At 38.6% G+C, this 22,583-nt stretch carries 34 protein-coding genes; 2 read left to right on the top strand and 32 right to left on the bottom strand.

Annotation, left to right across the window (positions count from 1 at the left end; translation table 11 throughout):
* Positions 1 to 94 precede the first annotated feature (94 nt).
* Positions 95 to 1,069, top strand: a complete 975-nt coding sequence (locus H562_RS0105890; RefSeq protein WP_051190414.1) for a Fic family protein — start codon at positions 95 to 97, stop codon at positions 1,067 to 1,069.
* A 15-nt stretch (positions 1,070 to 1,084) separates the two neighbouring features.
* On the opposite strand, the gene H562_RS0105885 is transcribed toward H562_RS0105890, so the two are convergent.
* From H562_RS0105885 to eno, 10 genes are all read right to left on the bottom strand, one after another.
* On the bottom strand, positions 1,085 to 1,819 hold the full coding sequence (locus H562_RS0105885) for an SDR family NAD(P)-dependent oxidoreductase (RefSeq protein ID WP_027376652.1): 735 nt from the start codon (positions 1,817 to 1,819) through the stop codon (positions 1,085 to 1,087).
* 3 nt (positions 1,820 to 1,822) lie between these two features.
* Positions 1,823 to 2,590 (bottom strand): enoyl-CoA hydratase/isomerase family protein, encoded by a 768-nt coding sequence (locus H562_RS0105880; protein ID WP_027376651.1) that lies wholly within the window; start codon positions 2,588 to 2,590, stop codon positions 1,823 to 1,825.
* Positions 2,590 to 3,279, bottom strand: a complete 690-nt coding sequence (locus H562_RS0105875) for an SMUG2 DNA glycosylase family protein (protein ID WP_027376650.1) — start codon at positions 3,277 to 3,279, stop codon at positions 2,590 to 2,592. The genes H562_RS0105880 and H562_RS0105875 overlap by 1 nt, the downstream gene beginning before the upstream one ends.
* Positions 3,280 to 3,367: 88 nt before the next feature.
* A complete protein-coding gene (locus H562_RS0105870; RefSeq protein WP_027376649.1) occupies positions 3,368 to 3,748 on the bottom strand; it encodes a GxxExxY protein in 381 nt (126 codons plus the stop codon).
* A gap of 92 nt (positions 3,749 to 3,840) precedes the next feature.
* Positions 3,841 to 4,176 (bottom strand): DUF6150 family protein, encoded by a 336-nt coding sequence (locus H562_RS0105865; RefSeq protein WP_027376648.1) that lies wholly within the window; start codon positions 4,174 to 4,176, stop codon positions 3,841 to 3,843.
* A 12-nt stretch (positions 4,177 to 4,188) separates the two neighbouring features.
* Positions 4,189 to 6,684 (bottom strand): phenylacetic acid degradation bifunctional protein PaaZ, encoded by a 2,496-nt coding sequence (gene paaZ, locus H562_RS0105860; protein WP_027376647.1) that lies wholly within the window; start codon positions 6,682 to 6,684, stop codon positions 4,189 to 4,191.
* Positions 6,681 to 6,965, bottom strand: coding sequence for a hypothetical protein (locus H562_RS0105855; protein ID WP_027376646.1), 285 nt, complete (start codon positions 6,963 to 6,965; stop codon positions 6,681 to 6,683). The genes paaZ and H562_RS0105855 overlap by 4 nt, the downstream gene beginning before the upstream one ends.
* On the bottom strand, positions 6,965 to 8,110 hold the full coding sequence (locus H562_RS0105850; protein WP_027376645.1) for a hypothetical protein: 1,146 nt from the start codon (positions 8,108 to 8,110) through the stop codon (positions 6,965 to 6,967). Before H562_RS0105850 ends, H562_RS0105855 begins: the two co-directional genes overlap by 1 nt.
* Before the next feature lie 162 nt (positions 8,111 to 8,272).
* Positions 8,273 to 9,559 carry a citrate synthase gene (locus tag H562_RS0105845; RefSeq protein WP_027376644.1) on the bottom strand — a complete coding sequence of 429 codons (1,287 nt, stop codon included), beginning with the start codon at positions 9,557 to 9,559 and terminating at the stop codon, positions 8,273 to 8,275.
* Between the two features lie 78 nt (positions 9,560 to 9,637).
* A complete protein-coding gene (eno, locus tag H562_RS0105840) occupies positions 9,638 to 10,933 on the bottom strand; it encodes a phosphopyruvate hydratase (RefSeq protein WP_027376643.1) in 1,296 nt (431 codons plus the stop codon).
* Between the two features lie 174 nt (positions 10,934 to 11,107).
* Here eno and H562_RS0105835 point away from each other — a divergent pair, with 174 nt between their 5' ends.
* Positions 11,108 to 11,482, top strand: coding sequence for a hypothetical protein (locus H562_RS0105835; protein WP_027376642.1), 375 nt, complete (start codon positions 11,108 to 11,110; stop codon positions 11,480 to 11,482).
* Between the two features lie 131 nt (positions 11,483 to 11,613).
* Here H562_RS0105835 and rplQ read toward each other — a convergent pair whose 3' ends face one another.
* The 22 genes from rplQ to rpsC all read right to left on the bottom strand — a co-directional run bounded on the left by rplQ (position 11,614) and on the right by rpsC (position 22,576).
* Positions 11,614 to 12,147: a 50S ribosomal protein L17 gene (gene rplQ, locus H562_RS0105830; protein WP_027376641.1), complete on the bottom strand. Its 534-nt coding sequence runs from the start codon at positions 12,145 to 12,147 to the stop codon at positions 11,614 to 11,616.
* 6 nt (positions 12,148 to 12,153) lie between these two features.
* Complete coding sequence (locus H562_RS0105825) at positions 12,154 to 13,149, bottom strand: DNA-directed RNA polymerase subunit alpha (RefSeq protein WP_027376640.1); 996 nt, start codon at positions 13,147 to 13,149, stop codon at positions 12,154 to 12,156.
* 34 nt (positions 13,150 to 13,183) lie between these two features.
* Positions 13,184 to 13,792, bottom strand: coding sequence for a 30S ribosomal protein S4 (gene rpsD, locus H562_RS0105820; protein WP_027376639.1), 609 nt, complete (start codon positions 13,790 to 13,792; stop codon positions 13,184 to 13,186).
* Positions 13,793 to 13,884: 92 nt separating this feature from the next.
* Entirely contained in the window at positions 13,885 to 14,274 is a 390-nt protein-coding gene (gene rpsK / locus H562_RS0105815; protein ID WP_027376638.1) for a 30S ribosomal protein S11, read from the bottom strand.
* 13 nt (positions 14,275 to 14,287) lie between these two features.
* Positions 14,288 to 14,665 (bottom strand): 30S ribosomal protein S13, encoded by a 378-nt coding sequence (gene rpsM, locus H562_RS0105810; RefSeq protein WP_027376637.1) that lies wholly within the window; start codon positions 14,663 to 14,665, stop codon positions 14,288 to 14,290.
* Between the two features lie 9 nt (positions 14,666 to 14,674).
* Positions 14,675 to 14,791, bottom strand: coding sequence for a 50S ribosomal protein L36 (rpmJ, locus tag H562_RS15525; protein ID WP_007839480.1), 117 nt, complete (start codon positions 14,789 to 14,791; stop codon positions 14,675 to 14,677).
* 136 nt (positions 14,792 to 14,927) lie between these two features.
* Entirely contained in the window at positions 14,928 to 15,143 is a 216-nt protein-coding gene (infA, locus tag H562_RS0105805) for a translation initiation factor IF-1 (protein ID WP_015806726.1), read from the bottom strand.
* Between the two features lie 5 nt (positions 15,144 to 15,148).
* Complete coding sequence (gene secY, locus H562_RS0105800; RefSeq protein ID WP_027376636.1) at positions 15,149 to 16,531, bottom strand: preprotein translocase subunit SecY; 1,383 nt, start codon at positions 16,529 to 16,531, stop codon at positions 15,149 to 15,151.
* A gap of 8 nt (positions 16,532 to 16,539) precedes the next feature.
* On the bottom strand, positions 16,540 to 16,986 hold the full coding sequence (gene rplO / locus H562_RS0105795) for a 50S ribosomal protein L15 (RefSeq protein ID WP_027376635.1): 447 nt from the start codon (positions 16,984 to 16,986) through the stop codon (positions 16,540 to 16,542).
* Positions 16,987 to 17,092: 106 nt separating this feature from the next.
* Complete coding sequence (rpmD, locus tag H562_RS0105790) at positions 17,093 to 17,269, bottom strand: 50S ribosomal protein L30 (protein ID WP_015806729.1); 177 nt, start codon at positions 17,267 to 17,269, stop codon at positions 17,093 to 17,095.
* 10 nt (positions 17,270 to 17,279) lie between these two features.
* Positions 17,280 to 17,801 carry a 30S ribosomal protein S5 gene (gene rpsE / locus H562_RS0105785; protein ID WP_027376634.1) on the bottom strand — a complete coding sequence of 174 codons (522 nt, stop codon included), beginning with the start codon at positions 17,799 to 17,801 and terminating at the stop codon, positions 17,280 to 17,282.
* A gap of 18 nt (positions 17,802 to 17,819) precedes the next feature.
* Positions 17,820 to 18,167: a 50S ribosomal protein L18 gene (gene rplR / locus H562_RS0105780; protein ID WP_027376633.1), complete on the bottom strand. Its 348-nt coding sequence runs from the start codon at positions 18,165 to 18,167 to the stop codon at positions 17,820 to 17,822.
* A 17-nt stretch (positions 18,168 to 18,184) separates the two neighbouring features.
* Positions 18,185 to 18,730, bottom strand: a complete 546-nt coding sequence (rplF, locus tag H562_RS0105775) for a 50S ribosomal protein L6 (protein ID WP_027376632.1) — start codon at positions 18,728 to 18,730, stop codon at positions 18,185 to 18,187.
* An 18-nt stretch (positions 18,731 to 18,748) separates the two neighbouring features.
* On the bottom strand, positions 18,749 to 19,147 hold the full coding sequence (gene rpsH, locus H562_RS0105770) for a 30S ribosomal protein S8 (protein ID WP_027376631.1): 399 nt from the start codon (positions 19,145 to 19,147) through the stop codon (positions 18,749 to 18,751).
* Positions 19,148 to 19,303: 156 nt separating this feature from the next.
* Positions 19,304 to 19,573: a 30S ribosomal protein S14 gene (rpsN, locus tag H562_RS0105765; RefSeq protein WP_027376630.1), complete on the bottom strand. Its 270-nt coding sequence runs from the start codon at positions 19,571 to 19,573 to the stop codon at positions 19,304 to 19,306.
* 3 nt (positions 19,574 to 19,576) lie between these two features.
* Positions 19,577 to 20,128 carry a 50S ribosomal protein L5 gene (gene rplE / locus H562_RS0105760; RefSeq protein WP_027376629.1) on the bottom strand — a complete coding sequence of 184 codons (552 nt, stop codon included), beginning with the start codon at positions 20,126 to 20,128 and terminating at the stop codon, positions 19,577 to 19,579.
* A gap of 11 nt (positions 20,129 to 20,139) precedes the next feature.
* Complete coding sequence (rplX, locus tag H562_RS0105755; protein ID WP_027376628.1) at positions 20,140 to 20,466, bottom strand: 50S ribosomal protein L24; 327 nt, start codon at positions 20,464 to 20,466, stop codon at positions 20,140 to 20,142.
* 19 nt (positions 20,467 to 20,485) lie between these two features.
* Positions 20,486 to 20,854 (bottom strand): 50S ribosomal protein L14, encoded by a 369-nt coding sequence (gene rplN / locus H562_RS0105750; protein ID WP_027376627.1) that lies wholly within the window; start codon positions 20,852 to 20,854, stop codon positions 20,486 to 20,488.
* On the bottom strand, positions 20,854 to 21,111 hold the full coding sequence (gene rpsQ, locus H562_RS0105745; RefSeq protein WP_088263399.1) for a 30S ribosomal protein S17: 258 nt from the start codon (positions 21,109 to 21,111) through the stop codon (positions 20,854 to 20,856). Before rpsQ ends, rplN begins: the two co-directional genes overlap by 1 nt.
* A 12-nt stretch (positions 21,112 to 21,123) precedes the next feature.
* Positions 21,124 to 21,312, bottom strand: a complete 189-nt coding sequence (gene rpmC / locus H562_RS0105740) for a 50S ribosomal protein L29 (protein ID WP_027376626.1) — start codon at positions 21,310 to 21,312, stop codon at positions 21,124 to 21,126.
* Between the two features lie 11 nt (positions 21,313 to 21,323).
* On the bottom strand, positions 21,324 to 21,749 hold the full coding sequence (rplP, locus tag H562_RS0105735; protein WP_027376625.1) for a 50S ribosomal protein L16: 426 nt from the start codon (positions 21,747 to 21,749) through the stop codon (positions 21,324 to 21,326).
* An 83-nt stretch (positions 21,750 to 21,832) separates the two neighbouring features.
* Positions 21,833 to 22,576, bottom strand: a complete 744-nt coding sequence (rpsC, locus tag H562_RS0105730; RefSeq protein ID WP_027376624.1) for a 30S ribosomal protein S3 — start codon at positions 22,574 to 22,576, stop codon at positions 21,833 to 21,835.
* Between the last annotated feature and the right edge of the window lie 7 nt (positions 22,577 to 22,583).

Raw genomic sequence — 22,583 nt, 5'->3', positions numbered from 1 at the left:
GAATCTCCTTTTTTTATGCAAAAAAAACGTTAACATCGGATAAATAAATATAAGTGATCAGCCGATATTAAGAATAAAGTTGTACCTTTGGGGAATGAAATGGCAATTATATCCATATTACTTTGAAGGTTTAGAAAAACAGCTGGAAAGAATTCACGAAAAAAAACGTGAACTGGATAAAAAACGTCCCATTCCGAGCATTGTGCTACAAAGCATCAAAGACAGTTTGAGCATTGAATGGACTTATAATTCCAACAGTATTGAAGGAAATACTTTAACACTGCAGGAAACAAAAATGGTGATCGAAGACGGATTCACCATTAAAGGAAAATCGCTGCGCGAACATTTCGAAGTGGTGAATCACCAGGAAGCTATTGAATTTGTTGAATCACTTGCTTCAAAGGATTACATTCTTAATACCTTGGATGTTTTGAGTGTTCATCACCTCGTGCTCCAGAAAATCGAGAAGGATTTTGCAGGCAGATACAGAACTTCCGGAGTTCGGATTTCGGGCGCTAATTTCGTTCCGCCTAACGCACTGAAAGTGGATGAATTCATGAGCGAACTGATCGGTTTTGCAAACGATCCCGAAGTGGATATACTGATAAGAGCTGCAATTTTCCACCATCGGTTTGTTTGGATCCATCCGTTTTTCGATGGAAATGGAAGAACAGCGAGATTGCTGCTCAATCTCCTTCTGATGAAAAGTGGTTTCCCACCGGCAATTATTTTGAAAAATGACCGTAAGAAATACTACGACGCCCTTAATCAGGCGAACAATGAGGATTATTCTAAGTTGTTGCTTTTGATCTTGCAGGCCGTTGAGAGAACTCTGGATATTTACCTTGGAAATCTCAATAATACCTATGATCAGTATCAAAGTATTACGGATATAGTGCGCGAACCCGATGTTCCTTATGGACAGGAATACGTAAGCTTGCTTGCACGACAAGGAAAAATTGATGCGTTCAAGGAAGGCAGAAACTGGCTTACTACGAAAGATGCAGTTTTGGATTATATCGAAAATCGCGACCGAAAAAGAGTCTTAAATAAAGAGGCGGAAAATTAATTTTTTCCGCTTTTTTTATGGTAATTTTGAAACTAAACCTTCCGGTAATATTTTCAGAATATAATAAATGATTTTCCATTTAAAATGAGGAACGATTGAAAACGAATTTCCTGCATTTACAATATGTTTCGCCACATAATCCGGTTCCATCAACAGCGTTTTATTCAGATCCAAACCTTTATTAACTTTGGTATTGATGTAACCGCTCACTACAACATTTACGATGATTTTTCTTGAAGATAATTCCTGTCGAAGTCCGGCCAAATATTGCGTGAACGCAGATTTCGTACTTCCATAAATGAAATTACTTTTTCTACCACGAACTCCGGAAAGTGAAGACAGACCAATTATTCTTTCTAAATTTTTGTTGGTTTGATCCATCGCAATAATATTGAGAATAGAAACTGCGCCCATATAATTGACTTCCATCATTTGTTTTGCTCCAGCAAAATCGTGTAAAGCTTTCTTATTTTCTACTAAAAATCCTGCAGCATAAATTACAATATTTGGCTTTATTGGAAGTTCATTATAAAATTTTTGATGAGAAGAAAAATCTGCAGCATCAAAATATTTGAGAGTAATTTTAGAAGAATCAATTTCATTTTCTTCCACGAAATCTTCTAAAGAATCAAGATTTCGAGAAGACGCAATAATCGAAAAACCCTTTTCCAGATATTGCAAAATACATTGTTTTGCAACATCCGAATTGGCTCCTAAAATGAGAACGGTTTTGTTAGAATTATTAATCATTGACTATTTCGCTCGAAGTCGTTCTTTGATCTTCTCAATATTTTTCTTAGCAGAATCTTCTAAAATTAAAGATGCGCTCATCAAAATTCTTTCAGGCATTAATCGTTCGAAATGTTCCGTTCCTTCCCAAGAAACTTTTTTAATTAAGGATAAAGCATCAGAACTTCTGGTCGATAATTTCTCTAGAAACTGAGTGATTTCAACATCCATATTTTCAATAGTTTCGGAAACTGAATGATAGACATCGTGTTTTTCACACCAATCTGCACTTCTGAAATCTGCGTCGATTGACATTGCAGAGTAGGCAGATTTGCCCATTTTTCTTTCAACATATGCTCCGATTACGAAAGGTCCGATTCCTAAATTCAATTCTGTTAAAGCCAACGCAGAATCTTTTGTGGCGAAACAATAATCTGCAGCACAAGCAATTCCAACTCCACCTCCAGTTGTTTTTCCCTGAACTCTTACGATCACCAATTTACCGCAAGATCTCATTGCATTTAATACTTTAGCAAAACCACCAAAGAATTTTTTAGAATTATCTAATTCATCGATTGACAATAATTCATCGAAACTTGCACCGGCGCAAAATGCTTTTTCACCATCAGATTTTAATAGAATTGCTTTTACTTCTTCTTTCGCTCCTTCATCCAAAATCGTTTGAGCGAGTAATTCTAAAATTTCACCCGGCAAAGAATTGCTTTTCGGATGTCCAAAAGTGATTTCTGAAATGTTATTTTTAAGTTCTTGATTTACAAATCCGTTGTTCATTATGCTTTGTTTAATGCGATTAAATACTTATCGATGTATAATTGTTTTTCTTTGCTTTTGTATTGCTGGATATATCTCGGATGTTCCAACACCGTCATTTTATCAAAGAAATGTTCCTGTCTGTTTATTTTATCAATGAAAGTGGCATTCTTTTTTCCTAAAATAAAAACTTCTGAAGTGTCTAAACCTAAACTGATATGATCTTTTAAACTTTGAATCATAAATGGTTTTACGGCTTCGAAAAGTTTTTTATCATCATAATAATTGGCGTTGATGGCGCCGCGAAGATTTCTTTGCGTGATGGCAAGCGGGAACGGCGAATTGATATAAAATTCTTTGTAGAAACGCTCTGGCCCACCAAACTGTTGGATGACATCATAAAGAAAAAGAGAAGAGATTTCGTGCGTATGGGCAGATTTCATCTCAATTCCACACACAGCTTCCAATCTTTTGGTATCGGTGAAAGGGACGCCCGTAACTCCGGCTCCGTGGCGGCTTGGGTTGATTCCGATGATGAATTTTCTTTGCAAATCATCATTGTAAAACTTCTGATAAAAATCGGCCATCACCGTTAAAGTTTCGGGATTATCGAAGAAAGGATTGAGCACATCGAAACCTTCAGGAAGTTCACCTGAATAGTTTAGTTTTTTGTTGAATGCTACTACTTTTTCTCCGATGGTTTTTTTCAAAATATTTTGCTGTTTTTTATTCTGTGCAAATCTGTGAAATCTGTGAGCATTTTAACGCACAGATTTCACGGATGTGCACAGATTTTATTTAAACATATCCGTTTATAATTCTAACTATGTCGCTATTTAGATTATACGTGTTGAAATTAACAAGAATACCTAAATGACAATTTGTTAGTTTCAAGTAGTTCAGTAATTGTTTATGATGAATTGGCGCTAATTCTACGACCGATTTAATTTCAATAATGATCTTTTCTCCAACTAAAATATCTGCACGAAATCCCAAACCTAAATCAATTTCTTTATAAATAACTGAAATTGGAACTTGAACTTCCACTCTTAAACCTTGATTTTCAAGTTGTAGTGCAAGTGCTTTTTCATAAACACTTTCTAGCAATCCTGGACCAAGCGTATTATAAACTTCAAAAATTGCTTTTCTTATCAAAAAGGTAATTTCATTTTCAGTCATAATTCTACATTTTTATATTCGGATCTTGAACGCTTATTCTGTAAATCTGTGCGGTTTTATAGCACACAGATTTCACAGATTTGCAAAGATTTTTAATACATCAACTGCTTCTTTTCATTTTTACTCCAACCAGCCTGACTTTGATATTTCACAAAAAATATTTTTAAATCGGCTTGGCTTTCGTAATCGACGAAATAAATATTCTTATCTGCCTGACTAGGGTATTTTACAAAAAACCATTTCCCATCATTTCCGTCTGCTTGACTTTGGTAATCGACTTTATAAACTTTCAAATCTGCCTGATTTTCATATTTTACCACAAAAACTTTCAAATCTGCCTGACTTTGATAATCAACAGAAAAAACCTTCTGCGCAGAAATTTGCAAAGTAAATAAGAGAACAAAAAACGCAGAAGTCAATGTTTTCATTTCAGCTAAAAATTAATCCGTTAAACCAAATTGCTCAAAATGATGTGTCACATGTTTTTGGTGAAACAATTCCATCATCTCTTTATTTAATTTTCCGAAAACAAAATGTAAGTGTTCTGCTTCTGGATTTTCGCGGTAATAAATCTGATAATTCTTCACCGATTCAATGAAATGTGTTTTGGCTTCATCCAAATTTTTATATTTCAATTCCGGTAATTTTCCATCTTCTAAGAAAGGTGCTGGAAAATCTTTCGGCATTTTTCTGAAGTTATAAAGAGAATCCTGATATTTTTCCAGATGTTCTTCCGGCGTTTTACATTCTGAAGTTTCTAATTCACCAGTGCTGTATTTCATGGTGGTTTCTAAATGTTCCAACATTTGTTGAGCATTCATTTGTCCCCAATTCGGCACCGATTTCTCCGTTAAATTATTTAATCTTTTTGCAAAATCTTTGTAATCGATTTTAATAAAAGGAGATTTTTTTGCTACTAAAGTTAAAATCGTGGCAACACAAACTGTTTCTTCACGTTGATTAACCACTTCTACCAACCATTTTACAACGCCACTTGGAACATTTCTTCCTTTTACGCCTTTGTTGATTCTTTCTTTTGCTGTTAAATAAACCGTAATCGTATCTCCCGCATAAACAGGTTTAAAGAAACTCGCATTTTCTAAACCATAATTCGCGATAACCGGACCTTTTTTGCCAGAAACAAATAATCCTGCAGCGGCAGATAGAATAAAATATCCATGAGCAACTGTTTGATCGAAGATTGTTCCGTTTAATGAAGTTGAATCGGTGTGAGCGTAGAAATGATCCCAAGAAACATTTCCGAAGTTAACGATATCTGCTTCTGTCACTGTTCTTCCGGCAGTTTCTAATGAATCGCCAATTTCTACTTCTTCGAAATATTTTCTAAATGGATGTTTATCTGAAAAATGTTGCGTTGCTCCTTGCTGATAAACTTTAGTAATCGCAGTTAAAATATCTGGTGAACCTTGAATCGCTGTTTTTTGCAAAAAGAAATGTAGTCCATTCAAACCACCCATTTCTTCACCACCTCCTGCTCTTCCGGGTCCACCGTGCATTAAGGTTGGTAAAGGTGAACCGTGACCCGTTGATTCTTTGGCATTATCTCTGTTTAAGACGAAGATTCTTCCGTGAGAAGATGCCATTTTCCAAGAGGTTTCTGCAACGAATTTTTCATCACGAGAAATAATTGAACCTACCAAACTTCCTTTTCCACGTTTTGCTAAAGCGGCTGCTTCTTCTGCATCTTTGTAAGGCATCAAAGTTGAAACGGGTCCGAATGCTTCTACATCGTGCGAAATATTTTTTTCGAAAGGTTTATCGTTGTAAAAGACTTTTGGAGTCATAAAGGCTCCAGTTTCGTAATCGGCATCTACTAATTCCTGTTGACCATCGTAGATTAATTCTGTTTCCGCTTTCAGCAAATTTATTTTTTCCTGAAGAACTGCCATTTCATTTTTGCCAACAATAGAACCCATTCTTGTTTCCCTGCTTAAAGGATTTCCAATTTTGGTTTGATCTAAGGCTTTACTTAAAGCGTTCTGAACATCACCAATTAAATTTTCGGGAACAATAATTCTTCGGATTGCGGTACATTTTTGTCCGGCTTTGGTTGTCATTTCGGTACGAACTTCTTTGATGAAAAGATCAAATTCCGGTGTTCCTGTTTTTGCATCGAGGCCGAGAATTGAGCAGTTTAAAGAATCCGCTTCCATATTAAAACGAACCGAATTACTGGAAATCGAAGGTAAAGATTTTAATTTTTTTCCTGTTGAAGCAGAACCTGTAAAAAGTACAGAATCGCCATCCTGAACATAATCCAGAATATTTCCCGGCTCTCCGCAAACCAATTGGATTGCTCCTTCCGGAAGAATTCCGCTTTCTATCATATCCTGGAAAACGGTGTTTGTCAAATAAGATCCTGGCGTTGCAGGTTTTACAATACTCGGAACTCCGGCCAAAAGTGAAGTCGATAATTTTTCCAGCATTCCCCAAACCGGGAAATTGTAAGCATTAATTTGTACGGAAACTCCTTCGCTGGGCGTTAAAATATGCGTTCCGAGAAAAGTTCCGTTAGCTGAAATTTTTTGCGTATCACCATCAACCCAAAATGGCGTATTGGGCAACATTCTTTTTGCAAGTCCCGAATAGGTGAAAAATGTGCCGAAACCTCCTTCGATATCGACCCAAGAATCGGAATGAGTTGCACCGGTTTTATAGGATAAATCGTAATATTTTTTCTTTCTTTCTAATAAATACAACGCTACTTTCTTCAACATTTCGCCACGATCATAGAAAGTCATGGAGGACAAATTTTTGTAACCTACGGTTCTTCCATAATCTAAAGCTTGTTCGAAATTAATTCCGCCTGTATCTGAAATCGCGACTAAATTGCCGTTGACCGCGTTATAAAGTGGAACTTCATTTCCTGATCCTTCGATCCATTGTCCGCTGATGTAATTTTTTAGTTTCATTATTTTGGTGTGGAATTTTTTAAAGATTTAAAAATAAATTTAAGAAAGAGAAATAACAGGAATAAAATACCGACAATATCAATGGTAAGAACAACCGCAGGAAAAACATCACTGAAAACCTGCTTTTGCGCAAGGGATTTCCGCAGCGCATCATTGTTCGCATGCTCAATCAAATGCTGATAATCAGGGCTATTTGTAAGAAGTTGATAGGCGACTAAATTTAAAACAGACCACACTGCGAATCCTAAAACGATCCATTTTCTCTTCTGAATATTGCTCAACATTAATCCGCTATTTTTTTCAGTGTTAAATTACAAATTTTATCCCGCGCAGCATAAAGCGCCGCGAAGAACAGGAGCAGGAGAAATCCTATAAAGAAGCGGTACTCACCCGGTGCAGGAAAAAATGCGAACTTTATATAAATATTGATTACGAGCAGAACCGCTAAACTTCGGAGCCACAAGTCTTTGCTGAAATAAAAAACCACGGTGATCAGTCCCAGCATTATTAAGAAAACCTTTTTAAAATTTATAAGGTGATCAGCCAATATGCGCACATATTCTTTAAAAGAAAACTGCGCGTCTCCTGAAATATATTTTCGCCGGTGAATGAAAGTATCGTAAAAAACGTCTTTCCAGCCGGGATAACTGTTAACCTTCAGTATTAAAAAGTAAGTGGCAGCCATGACCAAGGCAAGCAAAACCGGCATGTAACCAAAGTTTCTGCGTTTGTATAAACCATGGAGGAAAAAGATGGCCAGGTAACTTATCCCGAAAATAATAAAATCTGGCCGTGAAAAAATTAAGAGCATCAAAATCATAAACTGAATGTACAACTCCTGCCTGTTGACCACGCTGTACGCAAACCACGTCAGGAATAAAAGGGTGAGCATATCGGGAGAAGGAATTGTAGCTAAATATCTAAATGGCGGAATAAGCAAGAGTATGAGCGTCAGCAGGAAAGCTAATAATTTTCTGTCTTTCAGGATCTCTTTAAAAATAAAAAAAAGCAGAAAACCGAATATGAAAAACGAAATAATGTTAGGCAAAAAAGAAGCAACCGGCAGCGAAAATCCAATTTTGTGAAAGCAGAAAATCAAAAAGACGTAGAAAACTTTGATTGAATAATATGGAATCTGAAGATTAAAAGCGTCATCGATTTTCGAGATAAAATCATTCCAGTTTTCTGCCTGTCCAAAGCCAACCATTTTACTATATTGAAATTCAGGAGCTTCGGCGCGAATTGCAGAATATACGTTTTCGCGGATTCCCAAACTGTTGTCAGGAGGATCAACAAGATAATAGCTGCCGATATAACCGGGCATATCCCAACCGTATTCGCGATGTTGAAAATTCAAATAAAAAAGCACCACACCCACAATAAACAACAGTAAAAGATATGTCTTATCACTCCAATTTTCAAAAATCATAGTACGCTATTAAATTTATTTTGAACTCCGAATGCCGAAATAAATCCCGCATTCTTAACGTCTAAATATACTCAATTTATAATTTTCGATTTTCCTTAAACCAGATAAAAAAAATCCCTTCCAAAAAAAATCTGAAAGGGAAATTACTATTTGAAACTTAATTTATCTGGCACTGATGTCCACGTAATCGCGTTTTGCTGAACCCTGATAAACCTGTCGAGGACGACCGATCGGATCGTTGTGCAAACGCATTTCTTTCCACTGAGAAATCCAGCCTGGTAAGCGTCCTAAGGCGAACATTACGGTAAACATTTCTGTTGGGATTCCTAATGCTCTGTAGATGATTCCTGAGTAGAAATCTACGTTTGGATATAGTTTTCTGCTCACGAAATAGTCATCTTCCAATGCTACTCTTTCTAACTGACGCGCAATATCCAAAGCTTTATCTTCGATTCCCAGGGAATTTAAGATGTCATCTGCAGCTTTTTTAATGATGGTTGCTCTTGGGTCGAAGTTTTTGTAAACCCTGTGTCCGAAGCCCATCAAGCGGAAGTTATCTTCTTTATTTTTGGCTTTTTCCACATATTTTGCCACATCGCCGCCATCATTCTCAATCATTTCCAGCATCTCGATCACTGCCTGGTTTGCGCCACCGTGAAGTGGTCCCCAAAGCGCAGAAATCCCTGCAGAAACTGAAGCGAACAAACCTGTATGCGCGGAACCGACCATTCTAACTGTTGATGTGGAACAGTTCTGCTCGTGATCTGCGTGCAGGATCAATAATTTCTCAAGTGCATTTACCACTGTAGAATCTAAATGAAATTCCTGGTTAGGACGACGGAAGCACATTTTGTAGAAATTCTCTACGTAATTTAAGCTGTCATCGCCATGGTTTATTGGCAAGCCCATTTTCTTCCGGTAAGTCCAGGCACAAAGGTGAGAGAATTTAGCAATAAGCATTTCCGCTGCATGATCCATATCTTCTTTGGAATTTACGTCCACTGCTTTTGGATTAAAGGCTGTAAGGGCGGAGGTTAATGAGGATAAAACTCCCATTGGGTGCGCAGAGCGGGGAAATACATCGATCAGACGTTTCATTTCATCGGCTACGAAATTATATTTTTTAATCCCTTTTTCAAAACCTGCAAACTGCTCGGTTGTAGGCAGACTTCCGTTTAAAAGCAGGTACATGACCTCTGTAAAATTCGATTTTTCTGCGATCTGCTCAATAGGGTAACCGCGATAGTAAAGTTCGCCGTTGTCACCGTCCAGATAAGTGATCTCACTGATCGTGGCGCCCGTATTTTTATATCCTAAGTCTAAAGTGATTAAACCAGTCTGGTCTCTTAATTTTGAAATATCGATCCCGCGATCGCCGATGGTGCTGTCTACGATTGGGTATTCGTATGCATTCCCATCATAGTTCAATATTACTTTGTTATCTGACATTATAATTTATTTTTTTACTAATTTATACATATTGCGAGAACGCCGCAAATCAATTTTGGCGTTTACAATTCATTTTATCTATGAGCGTTTTATTTTGAAGGCATCCAGGCCGGGGAAAACAGCGGTTTCACCAAGCGCTTCCTCAATGCGGAGCAGTTGGTTATATTTCGCCATTCTGTCTGAGCGGGAAGCGGAACCTGTTTTGATCTGTCCGCAGTTCATAGCTACCGCCAAATCTGCGATGGTCGAATCTTCGGTTTCACCGGAGCGGTGCGACATTACGGAGGTGTAACGGTTGTGTTGTGCCATTTGTACAGCTGCCATGGTTTCTGACAGTGTACCGATCTGGTTCACTTTGACCAGGATAGAATTTGCGATTCCCTCTTTAATTCCACGAGACAGCCGCTCAACATTAGTTACAAAAAGATCATCACCAACAAGTTGCACTCTGTCACCAATTTTGTCAGTAAGCATTTTCCAGCCTTCCCAGTCATCTTCATGCATACCATCTTCAATAGAAATAATTGGATATTTTGAAGCCAGTTCTGCCAGATAATTTACCTGCTCACTTCTGTTGAATTTTGCAGAATCCGCCGTTTCAAACTTGGTATAGTCGTAAGTACCATCTTTATAGAATTCTGAAGCTGCACAATCAAGCGCAAACATAATATCGTCACCGGGTTTGTATCCTGCTTTTTCTACGGCCTGCGTTAAGGTATCCAGCGCATCTTCGGTTCCTTTGAATTTCGGCGCAAAACCTCCTTCATCGCCCACGGCTGTAGAAAGACCTCTGTCATGTAAGATAGATTTAAGGCTGTGGAAAATTTCAGTTCCTTTTCTTAATGAATCTGAAAAAGATTCTGCCTTAACCGGCATAATCATAAATTCCTGGAAGGCAATCGGTGCGTCGGAATGGGAACCGCCATTGATGACATTCATCATCGGTACAGGAAGTGTATTTGCGTTTACACCACCAACATATTTGTACAGTGGCATTTTGAGATCTGTGGCAGCGGCTTTTGCGGCGGCTAAGGAAACTCCCAGAATCGCGTTTGCGCCCAGATTTCCCTTATTTTTAGTCCCGTCGAGTTCGATCATGATCTGATCAATAAAATTCTGATCATTAACAGGCATTCCTATCAGTTCGGGCGCAATTACTTCTCTTACATTTTCCACGGCTTTCAGAACTCCCTTGCCACCGTATTCTTTGGCGCCATCGCGCAGTTCCACGGCTTCGTGCTCACCTGTTGACGCACCGGAAGGTACGGCAGCGCGACCCATAGATCCGCTCTCGGTAAACACATCGACTTCGATCGTGGGATTACCCCGGGAATCTAAAATCTGTCTTGCTTCAATGTAAGAAATGTAACTCATTATGTAGATTTTTATATTATAATAGTGTAGTACAAATTTAGTGAAAATATGATGACTGCGTGGTCTGCAAGGGATGATTTTAATAAGGTTTCAGTTAAAATTTAGTTAATAATGATTTGATATTTCATTTCAAAAAGTAGGCGTAACTTTGAATCTATCAAAAAAAACAGAAAAATGAAAAATCTAATTTATGTAGCGGGTGCGGTTGCGCTGTTAACATTTACAAACTGTAACAAAAGCACGGACGGAAATACAGGTATAATCCCAACCGACAGCGCACAGACGGGCACAGCGCAAGGTTCGCCCGCAGAATATACAGACAGGTATGTGGCTGAAGACGGTTCTTCAGCATTGGTAACCTTTAAAAATACAGGTTCTGAGAAATCAATAAGTATAAGCCGGGATAAAATGACGATCAACGCTCAACAGAAAGGTACGGAAGAAGGCGTGTATACAGATCATGATTACGAGATTGTGGCGAAGAATGACAGCGTAACGATCACCCAGGGAAATAATGTAATCGGTTTAAAGAAAGCACGTACGCAGTAAGCCATTTAAGTTTAGATTTCTGCATGAAACCGGCCGACATTATTTGCAAAGACCTAACAACTTTATATAAAATAAAAATCCGTCCGGTTAAAAAAACGGGACGGATTTTAAAAATATAACTTTAAGAATATTTATTCTTCAGTTTTTTCTACTGTTGTATCTGCAGCTTCTGCTGTAGGTTCTTCAGTTGCAGCTTCCGCTTTTGGAGCTTCTTTTACGTCGGCAACTGCTGCTTCTGCTTTCGGAGCACCTGCTCTTCTGCTTCTTCTAGTTACTTTTTTCTCTTCAGCGTTCGGGTTGTAAAGCTCATTGAAATCTACAAGTTCGATCATTGCCATGTCGGCAGCATCGCCCTGTCTGAATCCAGTTTTGATGATTCTTGTGTAACCACCATTTCTTTCTGCGATTTTCGGAGCAACTGTTCTGAATAGTTCAGTAACTGCCTCTTTGCTTTGCAGGTAAGAGAAAACTGTTCTTCTGTTGTGCGTTGTATCTTCTTTGGATTTCGTCAATATAGGTTCAACATACACGCGCAAAGCTTTTGCTTTGGCAACAGTTGTGTTGATTCTTTTATGCTCAATAAGAGAACAAGCCATATTAGAAAGTAGGGCGCTTCTGTGTGAAGCAGTTCTTCCTAAGTGATTGAATTTTTTACCGTGTCTCATTGTTTTTTATTTGTCAGCGTCTAATTTATATTTAGCAACGTCGAAACCGAAGTTAAGACCTTTTGCATGCACTAATTCTTCTAATTCTGTTAAAGATTTTTTACCGAAATTTCGGAATTTCATCAAATCAGACTTCGTGTAAGAAACCAGTTCTCCCAAAGTTTCCACTTCGGCAGCTTTCAGGCAGTTAAGTGCCCGTACCGACAGATCCATATCCGTTAATTTAGATTTAAGGAGCTGTCTTGTGTGTAAAGTTTCTTCATCATACTGAATGGAGGCTTTCACGGCTTCAGTTTCAAGAGTAATTCTCTCGTCGGAGAACAACATGAAATGATAGATTAATATCTTCGAAGCTTCAGTTAAAGCGTTCTGAGGACTGATGGAACCATCAGTTTCAATATCCAGAATGAGTTTTTCGTAGTCTGTTTTTTGCTCGACACGATAATTTTCAATGCTGTACTGTACTTTTTTGATCGGGGTAAAGATTGAATCAATTGCAATTGTTCCTACGGGAGCGTTGCCGGATTTATTCTGGTCTGAAGGCACATAACCTCGTCCTTTCTCAATTGTAAAAGTGATTTCAAATTTCACTTCTTTATTCAGATTACAGATCACCAGGTCAGGGTTCAGAATATCGAATCCCTGCATAGATTTCCCAAGATCTGCAGCTGTTACAGTAGTTTGTCCGGAGACTTTAGCAGAAACTGTTTCAGGTGCAGCACCATCGGTCTTTGCTTTCAGTCTTAATTGCTTCAGGTTAAGAATAATTTCCGTAACGTCTTCAATTACACCGGGAATTGTTGAAAATTCGTGCTCTACGCCTTCTAATTTGATAGATGAAATAGCATATCCTTCCAGAGAAGAAAGTAAAACTCTTCTCAAAGCATTACCGATCGTTAATCCAAAACCTGGTTCCAGCGGTCTGAATTCAAATTGGCCTTTGAAATCATCGGAATTAAGGAGGATTACTTTATCGGGTTTAATAAATGTTAAAATTGCCATATAATTTGGGTTGAGCAAAAATTTGAAAAAATTATTATTTAGAGTAAAGTTCCACGATCAGCTGTTCCTTCAGATCTTCCGGAATTTGGATTCGCTCTGGAGCAGATACGAAAGTACCTGATTTGGTTTCGTCGTTGAACTGTAGCCACTCATAGTTTCCTCTGTAAGCCAAAGAGTCAGCAATAACTTCCAAAGATTTTGATTTCTCTCTGATAGCTACCACGTCGCCTGGTTTCAGGGAATAAGAAGCGATGTTTACCAAAGCACCATTTACAGTAATGTGTCTGTGGGAAACGAGTTGTCTTGCACCTGCTCTGGTTTTTGCAAAACCAAGTCTGTACACTACATTATCCAGTCGGGATTCGCACAATTGAAGAAGAACTTCACCGGTAACGCCTTTTGCTCGGTTGGCTTTTTCGTAAAGGTTCGCAAATTGTCTCTCCAAAATACCGTAAGTGTATTTTGCTTTCTGCTTTTCCATCAGCTGGACAGCATACTCAGATTTCTTTGAGCCTCTTCTCTTGTTTACACCATGTTGTCCTGGTGGTTGATTTTTTCTTTTCTCGAAGTTTTTATCGTCTCCGTAGATTGCAGCTCCAAATTTTCTTGCAATCTTAGTTTTTGGTCCAATATATCTTGCCATATTTTTTTTAAGATTTTAGATTCTAGATTTTAGATTTTAGATTTAAAAATGAATACATTCAAAATTTAAAATTCAAAATATAAAATTGTAGATTATACTCTTCTTCTTTTTGGTGGTCTACATCCGTTGTGTGGCATTGGAGTCACGTCAACGATTTCACTAACTTCGATACCTGAATTGTGAATAGTTCTGATGGCAGATTCTCTACCTGCACCAGGACCTTTCACGTAAACCTTTACTCTGCGTAGTCCAGCGTCGTGCGCTACTGTAGAGCAATTTTCTGCAGCCATTTGCGCTGCAAAAGGAGTATTCTTTTTAGAACCTCTGAATCCCATCTTTCCGGCAGATGCCCAGGAGATCACCTCTCCGCTTTTATTAGTTAAAGAAATAATAATGTTGTTGAATGTTGCCTGAATGTGTGCTTCACCAATCGCCTCAACTTTTACTTTTCTTTTTTTAACTGCTTTAGTCTGTTTTGCCATAATTCTTTACCGATTATTTACTTGCTTTTTTCTTGTTAGCAACAGTTTTTCGTTTTCCTTTTCGGGTTCTAGAATTGTTTTTTGTTCTTTGGCCTCTTAAAGGTAATCCCAGTCTGTGACGTATTCCTCGTTGGCATCCAATATCCATCAATCGCTTGATGTTTGTGGAAGTTTCAGATCTTAGTTCACCCTCTACTTTAATGTTATCGGTGATGTAGTTTCTGATCAGTGCCAATTCATCGTCATTCCATTCGTTGACTTTCTTGTCTTCGCTGATACCGGCAGCTTTTAGGATTTCAGAAGAAGTACTTCTCCCGATTCCGAAAATATAGGTTAAGCCGATAACGCCTCTTTTGTTCTTTGGTAAATCAATACCGGAAATTCTCGCCATAATTTAATTTTAGCCTTGTCTTTGTTTAAATTTTGGGTTCTTTTTGTTGATCACAAAGAGAACGCCTTTTCTGCGAACAATTTTGCAATCAGCACTTCTTTTTTTGATAGATGCTCTAACTTTCATTTTTTGTTGTTTAATTTTCCGACGGTTAAATGGATCCTGTGATCACATTCCCTTTCGTTTAAATATTTAAATGACAAATGGAATCCTTCGATTTCATTTTGTTTTCTTATATAATAATCTTCAGATTTCCCTGAAATTAGTATCTAAAGGTGATTCTCCCTTTTGACAAGTCATAAGGAGATAATTCCAGCTTTACCTTATCGCCAGGTAAAAGTTTAATGTAATGCATTCTCATTTTCCCCGAAATATGAGCGATAAGGATATGCCCATTTTCCAGTTCAACACGGAACTGCGCGTTAGAAAGTGCTTCTGTAATAACGCCGTCCTGTTCTATATGTTTTTGTTTTGCCATTTAAATTACTGGTTGTTCGATGTTCTGGATAATTTTGACTGCATCAGCCCATCATAATGGTGATTCAATAAATAAGTATTGATCTGCTGCACCGTATCGAGAATCACACCCACCATAATCAAAAGCGATGTGCCCCCGAAAAATAAGGCAAAACGATCCGTCTGAACAAACACTCCGTGCACTAGTGCCGGAAGGATTGCAAAGATAGCTAAAAACATTGAACCCGGCAAAGTTATTTTTGAGAGGATATCATCCAGATAATCTGAGGTTTCCTTGCCCGGTCTTACTTTTGGAATCAAACCGCCGTTCCGCTTTAAGTCATCGGCCATCTGGTTTACCGGAATTGTAATCGCAGTATAAAAGAATGAGAAGATGATAATCAATATAGCGAACAGCACATTGTACTGCCAGCTGAATACATTTTTGAATCCTGCCAGGAAAGTATTGGACTCATCAACCTTGGTCAAAAGTCCGGGAACAAACATTAATGCCTGAGCAAAGATGATGGGCATAACTCCGGAAGCATTAACTTTCAGAGGAATCCACTGTCTTGCGCCCTGCATTAAATTTCTGTTGGATCCGCCTCTTGCCTGCGCGCGGCTGACATACTGAATTGGAATTTTGCGTACGGCTACTGATAACACGATCGCCAAAAGTACAACTACCATCCAGAACAGGACTTCGATCAGAATCATGATTGCTCCGAATCCACCTTTTCCGGTCTGTGTAGCCACCTCCTGAATAAATGCACCTGGGAAATCTGCAAGGATCCCCACCATAATAAGGATAGAAATACCGTTACCGATTCCTTTGTCGGTGATCTTTTCACCCAGCCACATTGCGAATACAGAACCTGCAACCAAAATTACGATACTTGGCAACCAGAACATAACGGACTGCGGGTGCACGTAGTACGCCGAAGCAAACTGCGCATGCGGCAGAAACATCTGTGTGATCGAAGTAAGGTATGAAGGTGCCTGTACGAGACACACGGCAATTGTCAGCCATCTTGTAATTTGGTTCAAAGTGTTTCTGCCACTTTCGCCATCTTTCTGCAGCTTCTGAAGATATGGAATTGCCATACCCATCAGCTGTACAATAATGGAAGCAGAAATATAGGGCATGATCCCCAGCGCCATAATGGAAGCTCTGCTGAACGCACCGCCTGTAAACGAAGAAAGCAAGCCCAGGAGTCCTGCTCCCTGCTTGTTTCCTCCCTGGTCTTTGTAAATGTCCAAAAGATTCCCTACTTCTGCCATATTGATGGCGGGTAGGGAAATATAAGATGCGAATCTATACACGAGGATGATCCCCAGGGTAAACATAATTTTTTCCCTAAGTTCCTTAAGACTCCAAATGTTTTTTAGTGTTTGTATAAATTCCTTCATTGTCGTAATTATAGAGTAATTGCTTTTCCGCCTGCTTTCGCAATTGCTTCTTCAGCAGATTTAGTGAATTTGTGTGCAGAAACTGAAACTCCTGTTTTCAACTCGCCTCTCCCCATAATTTTTACGATCTCGCTTCTTTTTGCCAAGCCGTTTTCTACCAGTACATCGTGATTGATCTCGGTAAGGTTTTTAGTATCAGCAAGGATCTGCAAAGTATCGATATTGATTCCTCTGTATTCCTTTCTGTTCACGTTGGTGAAACCGAATTTCGGCAATCTTCTCTGCAAAGGCATCTGACCACCTTCGAAACCGATCTTACGGGAATATCCCGCTCTCGCTTTCTGACCTTTGTGTCCTTTTGCTGAAGTACCGCCTTTTCCGCTTCCCTGTCCTCTACCAAGTCTTTTTGAGTTGTGGGTAGAACCTGCTGCCGGTTTTATATTATTTAAATTCATTGTTTTTTAGATTTTAGATGTTAGATGTCAGATGTTAGATTAAAAATCAGATTCAGTATATGAAATGCCAGAATCTGATCTCTAACGTCTAACTTCTATTTTAAAATTATTTTTGAACTTCTACGAGGTGACTAACCGCCGACACCATTCCTAAGATAGAAGGAGTATCGTCATGTTCCACAACTTGGTGAAGTTTTTTTAATCCTAATGCTTCAAGCGTTCTTTTTTGGGTTTTTGTTCTACCAATAGCGCTTTTTACTTGTTTTACCTGAATTTTAGCCATTGTTTTAAAATTAACCGTTAAACACTTTATCTAATGAAATACCTCTCAGTTTTGCGATCTCTTCGGGTCTTCTGATATCCAATAAGGCTTTGAAAGTAGCTTTCACAACATTATGTGGGTTAGAAGATCCTTTTGATTTTGAAAGGATATCTTTAATACCGGCAGCCTCCACTACCATACGAACTGTACCACCAGCGATTACACCGGTACCGTGAGTTGCAGGTCTTAAGAAGATATCTGCACCACCGTATCTTGCTGAAGTCTGGTGAGGAATAGTGTGGTTCACAACAGGAATCTTCACTAAGTTTTTCTTCGCATCTTCTACTGCTTTTGCAATAGCTGAAGCAACTTCTTTGGATTTACCCAAACCGTAACCTACGATCCCGGCTTCGTCTCCTACAACCACGATTGCAGAAAATCCGAAAGCTCTACCCCCCTTGGTTACTTTGGTAACTCTGTTTACTGAAACGAGACGATCTTTAAGTTCTAATCCTCCCGGTTTTATTTTTTCTATATTATCTAGTCCTAACATATTTCCGAAATTTATTGATTAGAATTTTAGTCCGCCTTCTCTTGCGCCGTCTGCCAAAGCTTTCACTCTGCCGTGATACACAAATCCGTTTCTGTCGAACACTACATTTTCAATTCCTGCAGCTTTGGCTTTTTCAGCGATTGCCTTTCCAACTTCTGCAGAAATCTCTGTTTTGTTTCCTGTAGCCTTCAGTGTTCTGGATGAAGCTGAAGCTAAAGTTTTACCGTCCTTATCGTCGATCAACTGAGCGTAAATTTCTTTGTTGCTTTTGTAAACTGATAATCTTGGTAATTCAGCAGAGCCGGAGATTTTCCCACGAACTCTTCTTTTAATTCTATTTCTTTTTTCTACTTTGCTTAGTGCCATTTTCTTAAGTTTTAAAATTAAGCAGATTTACCAGCTTTACGTCTTACAATTTCTCCAACGAATCTTACACCTTTTCCTTTGTAAGGTTCCGGTTTTCTGAAAGATCTGATCTTTGCGGCTACCATTCCCAATAATTGCTTATCGTAAGAAGTGAGCGTAATGATCGGGTTTTTACCTTTTTCAGAAAGTGTTTCTACCGTAATTTCTTTCGGCATATCCAAAACGATTCCGTGAGAGAATCCCAAAGATAGATCTAATCGGTTACCCTGATTAGAGGCTCTGTATCCTACTCCTACAAGTTCAAGTTTTTTAGTCCATCCTTCAGATGTACCCTGAACCATATTGTTGATTAACGCTCTATAAAGACCGTGTAATGCTTTGTGCTGTTTAGATTCGGACGGGCGGTCTAGGGTTAGAATTCCGTCTTCTTGTTTTAGCGTAATCCCATCGCTAAACTGCTGTGTAAGTTCACCTTTCGGGCCTTTTACAGTCACAAGACCGTCTTTTTCTGTAACGGTAACATTAGCGGGAATTTCTATAATTGCTTTACCAATTCTTGACATTTTCCTTCAATTAAAAAATTAATATACGTAGCAGATTACTTCTCCACCCACTTTTTCCTGACGTGCTTTCTTATCTGTCATCACTCCGCGTGAAGTTGAGATAATTGCCACTCCCAAACCGTTTAATACTCTTGGCAGCTCTGCTGATCCTTTGTATTGTCTTAAACCTGGTCTTGAAGCTCTTTGAATGCTCTTGATCGCAGGTCTGTTGGTTTGCTTGTCGTACTTTAAAGCGATTTTGATATTTCCCTGAACGGCGTTATCCTCGAACTTGTAGTTCAAAATATAACCCTGATCAAACAAAATTTTTGTAATCTCCTTTTTGATTTTCGATGCAGGAATATCCACCACTTTGTGGCCTGCGCTTTGTGCGTTCCTTACTCTGGTTAGGAAATCTGAAATTGGATCTGTTACCATTTTTCTATTTTAAATTATTGGTTTGTGATGAGCAGTTTTGACAATTAGATAATAGATTTGCAGATAATAGATGATAGACTTTGAAATCTTTTATCTATCCGTCTGTCCGTCTATAATCTAGAAGATCAACTTGCGCATCTCGATTGTTCTAAATTATTACCAACTTGCTTTTTTCACTCCCGGGATCAGACCTTTGTTGGCCATTTCTCTGAAAGTTACTCTGGATAGACCGAATGTTCTCATGTAACCTCTTGGTCTTCCTGTTAATTTGCAACGGTTGTGCAATCTTACTGGTGAAGCATCTTTTGGCAGCTTTTGTAAACCTTCGTAATCTCCGGCTTCTTTCAGAGCTTTTCTTTTCTCTGCGTATTTTGCTACTGTAGCTTCTCTTTTGCGCTCACGCGCTTTCATTGATTCTTTAGCCATCTTTTAGTTCTTTTTGAAAGGTAAACCGAAGTGTGTTAATAGTGATTTAGCTTCTTTATCGGTTTTCGCAGAAGTTACGAAAGTAATGTCCATCCCCTGGATTTTTTTTACTTTGTCGATTGCGATTTCCGGGAAGATAATCTGCTCGGTAATACCAAGGTTGTAGTTCCCACGACCATCAAAACCATCAGCTTTAATACCGTTGAAATCACGGATACGTGGTAAAGCAGAAGAAGTAAGTCTGTCTAAGAACTCATACATTTGATTGGATCTTAGCGTAACTCTTGCGCCTACAGGCATACCTTTCCTTAATTTAAAGGCAGCTTCATCTTTTTTGGAGATGGTTCCCACGGCTTTCTGACCGGTGATCGCTGTAAGTTCTTCAATTGCGTAATCTACGATTTTCTTATCGGCAGTTGCTGCACCCAAACCTTGCGATACAACGATTTTCTCCAATTTAGGTACCTGCATAACAGATTTGTACCCAAATTCTTCCATCATTGCAGGAACAATTTTATCTTTATATTGTTGTTTTGGTCTTACTATATATTCCATCGTCTTTTTAATTATAAAGTTTCACCGGTTGATTTAGCAACTCTCAGTTTTTTATCACCGTCTACTTTAACTCCCGTTTTTGTTGGTTTACCGTTTTTATCGATAAGCATAACATTGGAAATATGAACCGATGCTTCTTTTTCTACAATTCCGCCCTGTGGATTCGCTGCAGATGGTTTGGTATGTTTTTTAACAATATTCAGACCTGCCACGATCACGCGTGCATCTTTGCCTTCTTTCCTGATCACTTCGATCACCTCACCTTTTTTACCTTTGATTTCTTTTCTTCCGGTAGTGATGATGACGTTATCTCCTTTTTTGATTTTTAACTTTGACATTTTTCTGTAAATTTTAAAATTAAAGTACTTCAGGAGCTAATGAAATAACCTTCATATATTCTTTGTCTCTCAGTTCACGGGCCACGGGTCCGAAGACACGTGTTCCTCTCATTTCACCGGTAGCGTTTAACAGAACACATGCGTTGTCATCGAACTTGATGTATGAACCATCTTTTCTACGAACAGCTTTTTTAGTTCTTACGACTACGGCTTTGGAAACAGTACCTTTCTTGGCAGTTCCCTGTGGTGATGAATCTTTGATAGTCACTACGATCTTATCACCAACTGAAGCATATCTTCTTCTGGTTCCTCCCAGAACTCTGATTACAAGTACTTCTTTGGCACCTGTGTTATCAGCAACTTTTAATCTTGATTCGGTTTGTAACATTACTTAGCTTTTTCAATGATTCGTACTAATCTCCATCTCTTACTTTTACTTAAAGGTCTTGTTTCTGTAATCAATACAGTATCGCCTTCAGTACACTCGTTGTTCTCGTCGTGAGCGGTATATTTTTTCGTTTTCAGAACGAATTTACCGTACATCGGGTGTTTTACTCTCGTGGTTTCACTTACAACAATGGTCTTTTCCATTTTATTGCTGGAAACAATTCCGATTCTTTCTTTTCTTAAATTTCTATCCATGATAAAATGAAATTCTTATTGTTGTTTTAGTGTTAATTCAGTTTCCAGACGTGCGATTGTTTTTCTCATGTCTCTGATTTGAATAGGATTTTCAATTGGGCTGATCTTATGAGCCATTTTCATTTTATTGAAATCTGCTCTCACTTCGGTCAGTTTGTTTTGAATGTCTCCTGCGCTTAGATTTTTGATATCCGCTTTTTTCATAATAATTCAGATTATTGAGGTTGAACAAAATCGTTAGCCACTACAAATTTTGTAGTTACAGGAAGTTTCTGAGCAGCAAGACGCAAAGCTTCTTTTGCCACATCATAAGGAACACCTCCAACTTCGAACATTATTTTACCAGGTTTCACTACAGATACCCAATATTCCACAGCACCTTTACCTTTACCCATACGTACTTCGGCTGGTTTCTTGGTAATCGGCTTATCCGGGAAAATCTTGATCCATAACTGACCTTCTCTTTTCATATATCTAGTTGCAGCAATACGCGCCGCTTCTATTTGTCTTGCAGTAATCCAAGCACCTTCATTTGCTTTGATCCCGAAAGTTCCGTACGCAAGTTGATTCCCTCTCTGGGCAATCCCCTTCATTTTCATCTTGTGAACTTTCCGGAATTTGGTTCTTTTTGGTTGTAACATAATTTCTAGGAATTTTAGATTTTAGATTTTAGATTTTAAAAAAGTAACGGTCATTTAAAAAATAGCCTCTAAAATTTCATTAATTATTTTCGGTCTCTTGGTCTACGGTCGTCTCTGTCTCTGCGGTCATTACGATCGTTGCGATCGCCTCTTCCTGCAGGGCCTTTTTTCTGTTGTCCTACTAGCGGGCTAAGGTCTCTTTTTCCATAGACTTCACCTTTCATGATCCAAACTTTTACGCCTAATTTACCGTATTGGGTAAGTGCTTCACCGATATGGTAATCGATATCTGCTCTAAAGGTTGACAACGGAATACGTCCGTCTTTAAAGTTTTCACTTCTTGCCATCTCAGCCCCGTTTAAACGTCCGGAGATCTGAACCTTGATTCCTTCAGCACCCATTCTCATGGTACTTTGGATCGCCATTTTCACAGCTCTTCTGTAGGAGATACGGTTTTCGATCTGCTTAGCGATACTGTCTGCAACTAATACTGCATCAAGTTCCGGTCTTTTGATCTCGAAGATATTGATCTGGATGTCTTTATCCGTCAGTTTTTTAAGCTCTTCTTTCAGTTTGTCAACTTCCTGACCGCCTTTACCGATGATTAAACCCGGTCTTGCAGTGGTGATGGTAATTGTAACTAATTTCAGAGTTCTCTCGATATAGATTCTGGAGATTCCTCCTTTGGATAATCTTGCTTCAAGGTATCGTCGGATTTTGAAATCTTCAGCGATTCTGTCGCCGTAGTTTTTCCCGCCATACCAGTTAGAATCCCATCCTCTGATGATTCCTAATCTGTTACCAATTGGATTTGTTTTCTGTCCCATACCTTGA

The organism is Kaistella palustris DSM 21579, from assembly GCF_000422265.1.
Lineage (GTDB): Bacteria > Bacteroidota > Bacteroidia > Flavobacteriales > Weeksellaceae > Kaistella > Kaistella palustris.
Note: the sequence above shows the minus strand (reverse complement) of the source record. Positions and strands in the feature narration are given on the sequence as shown.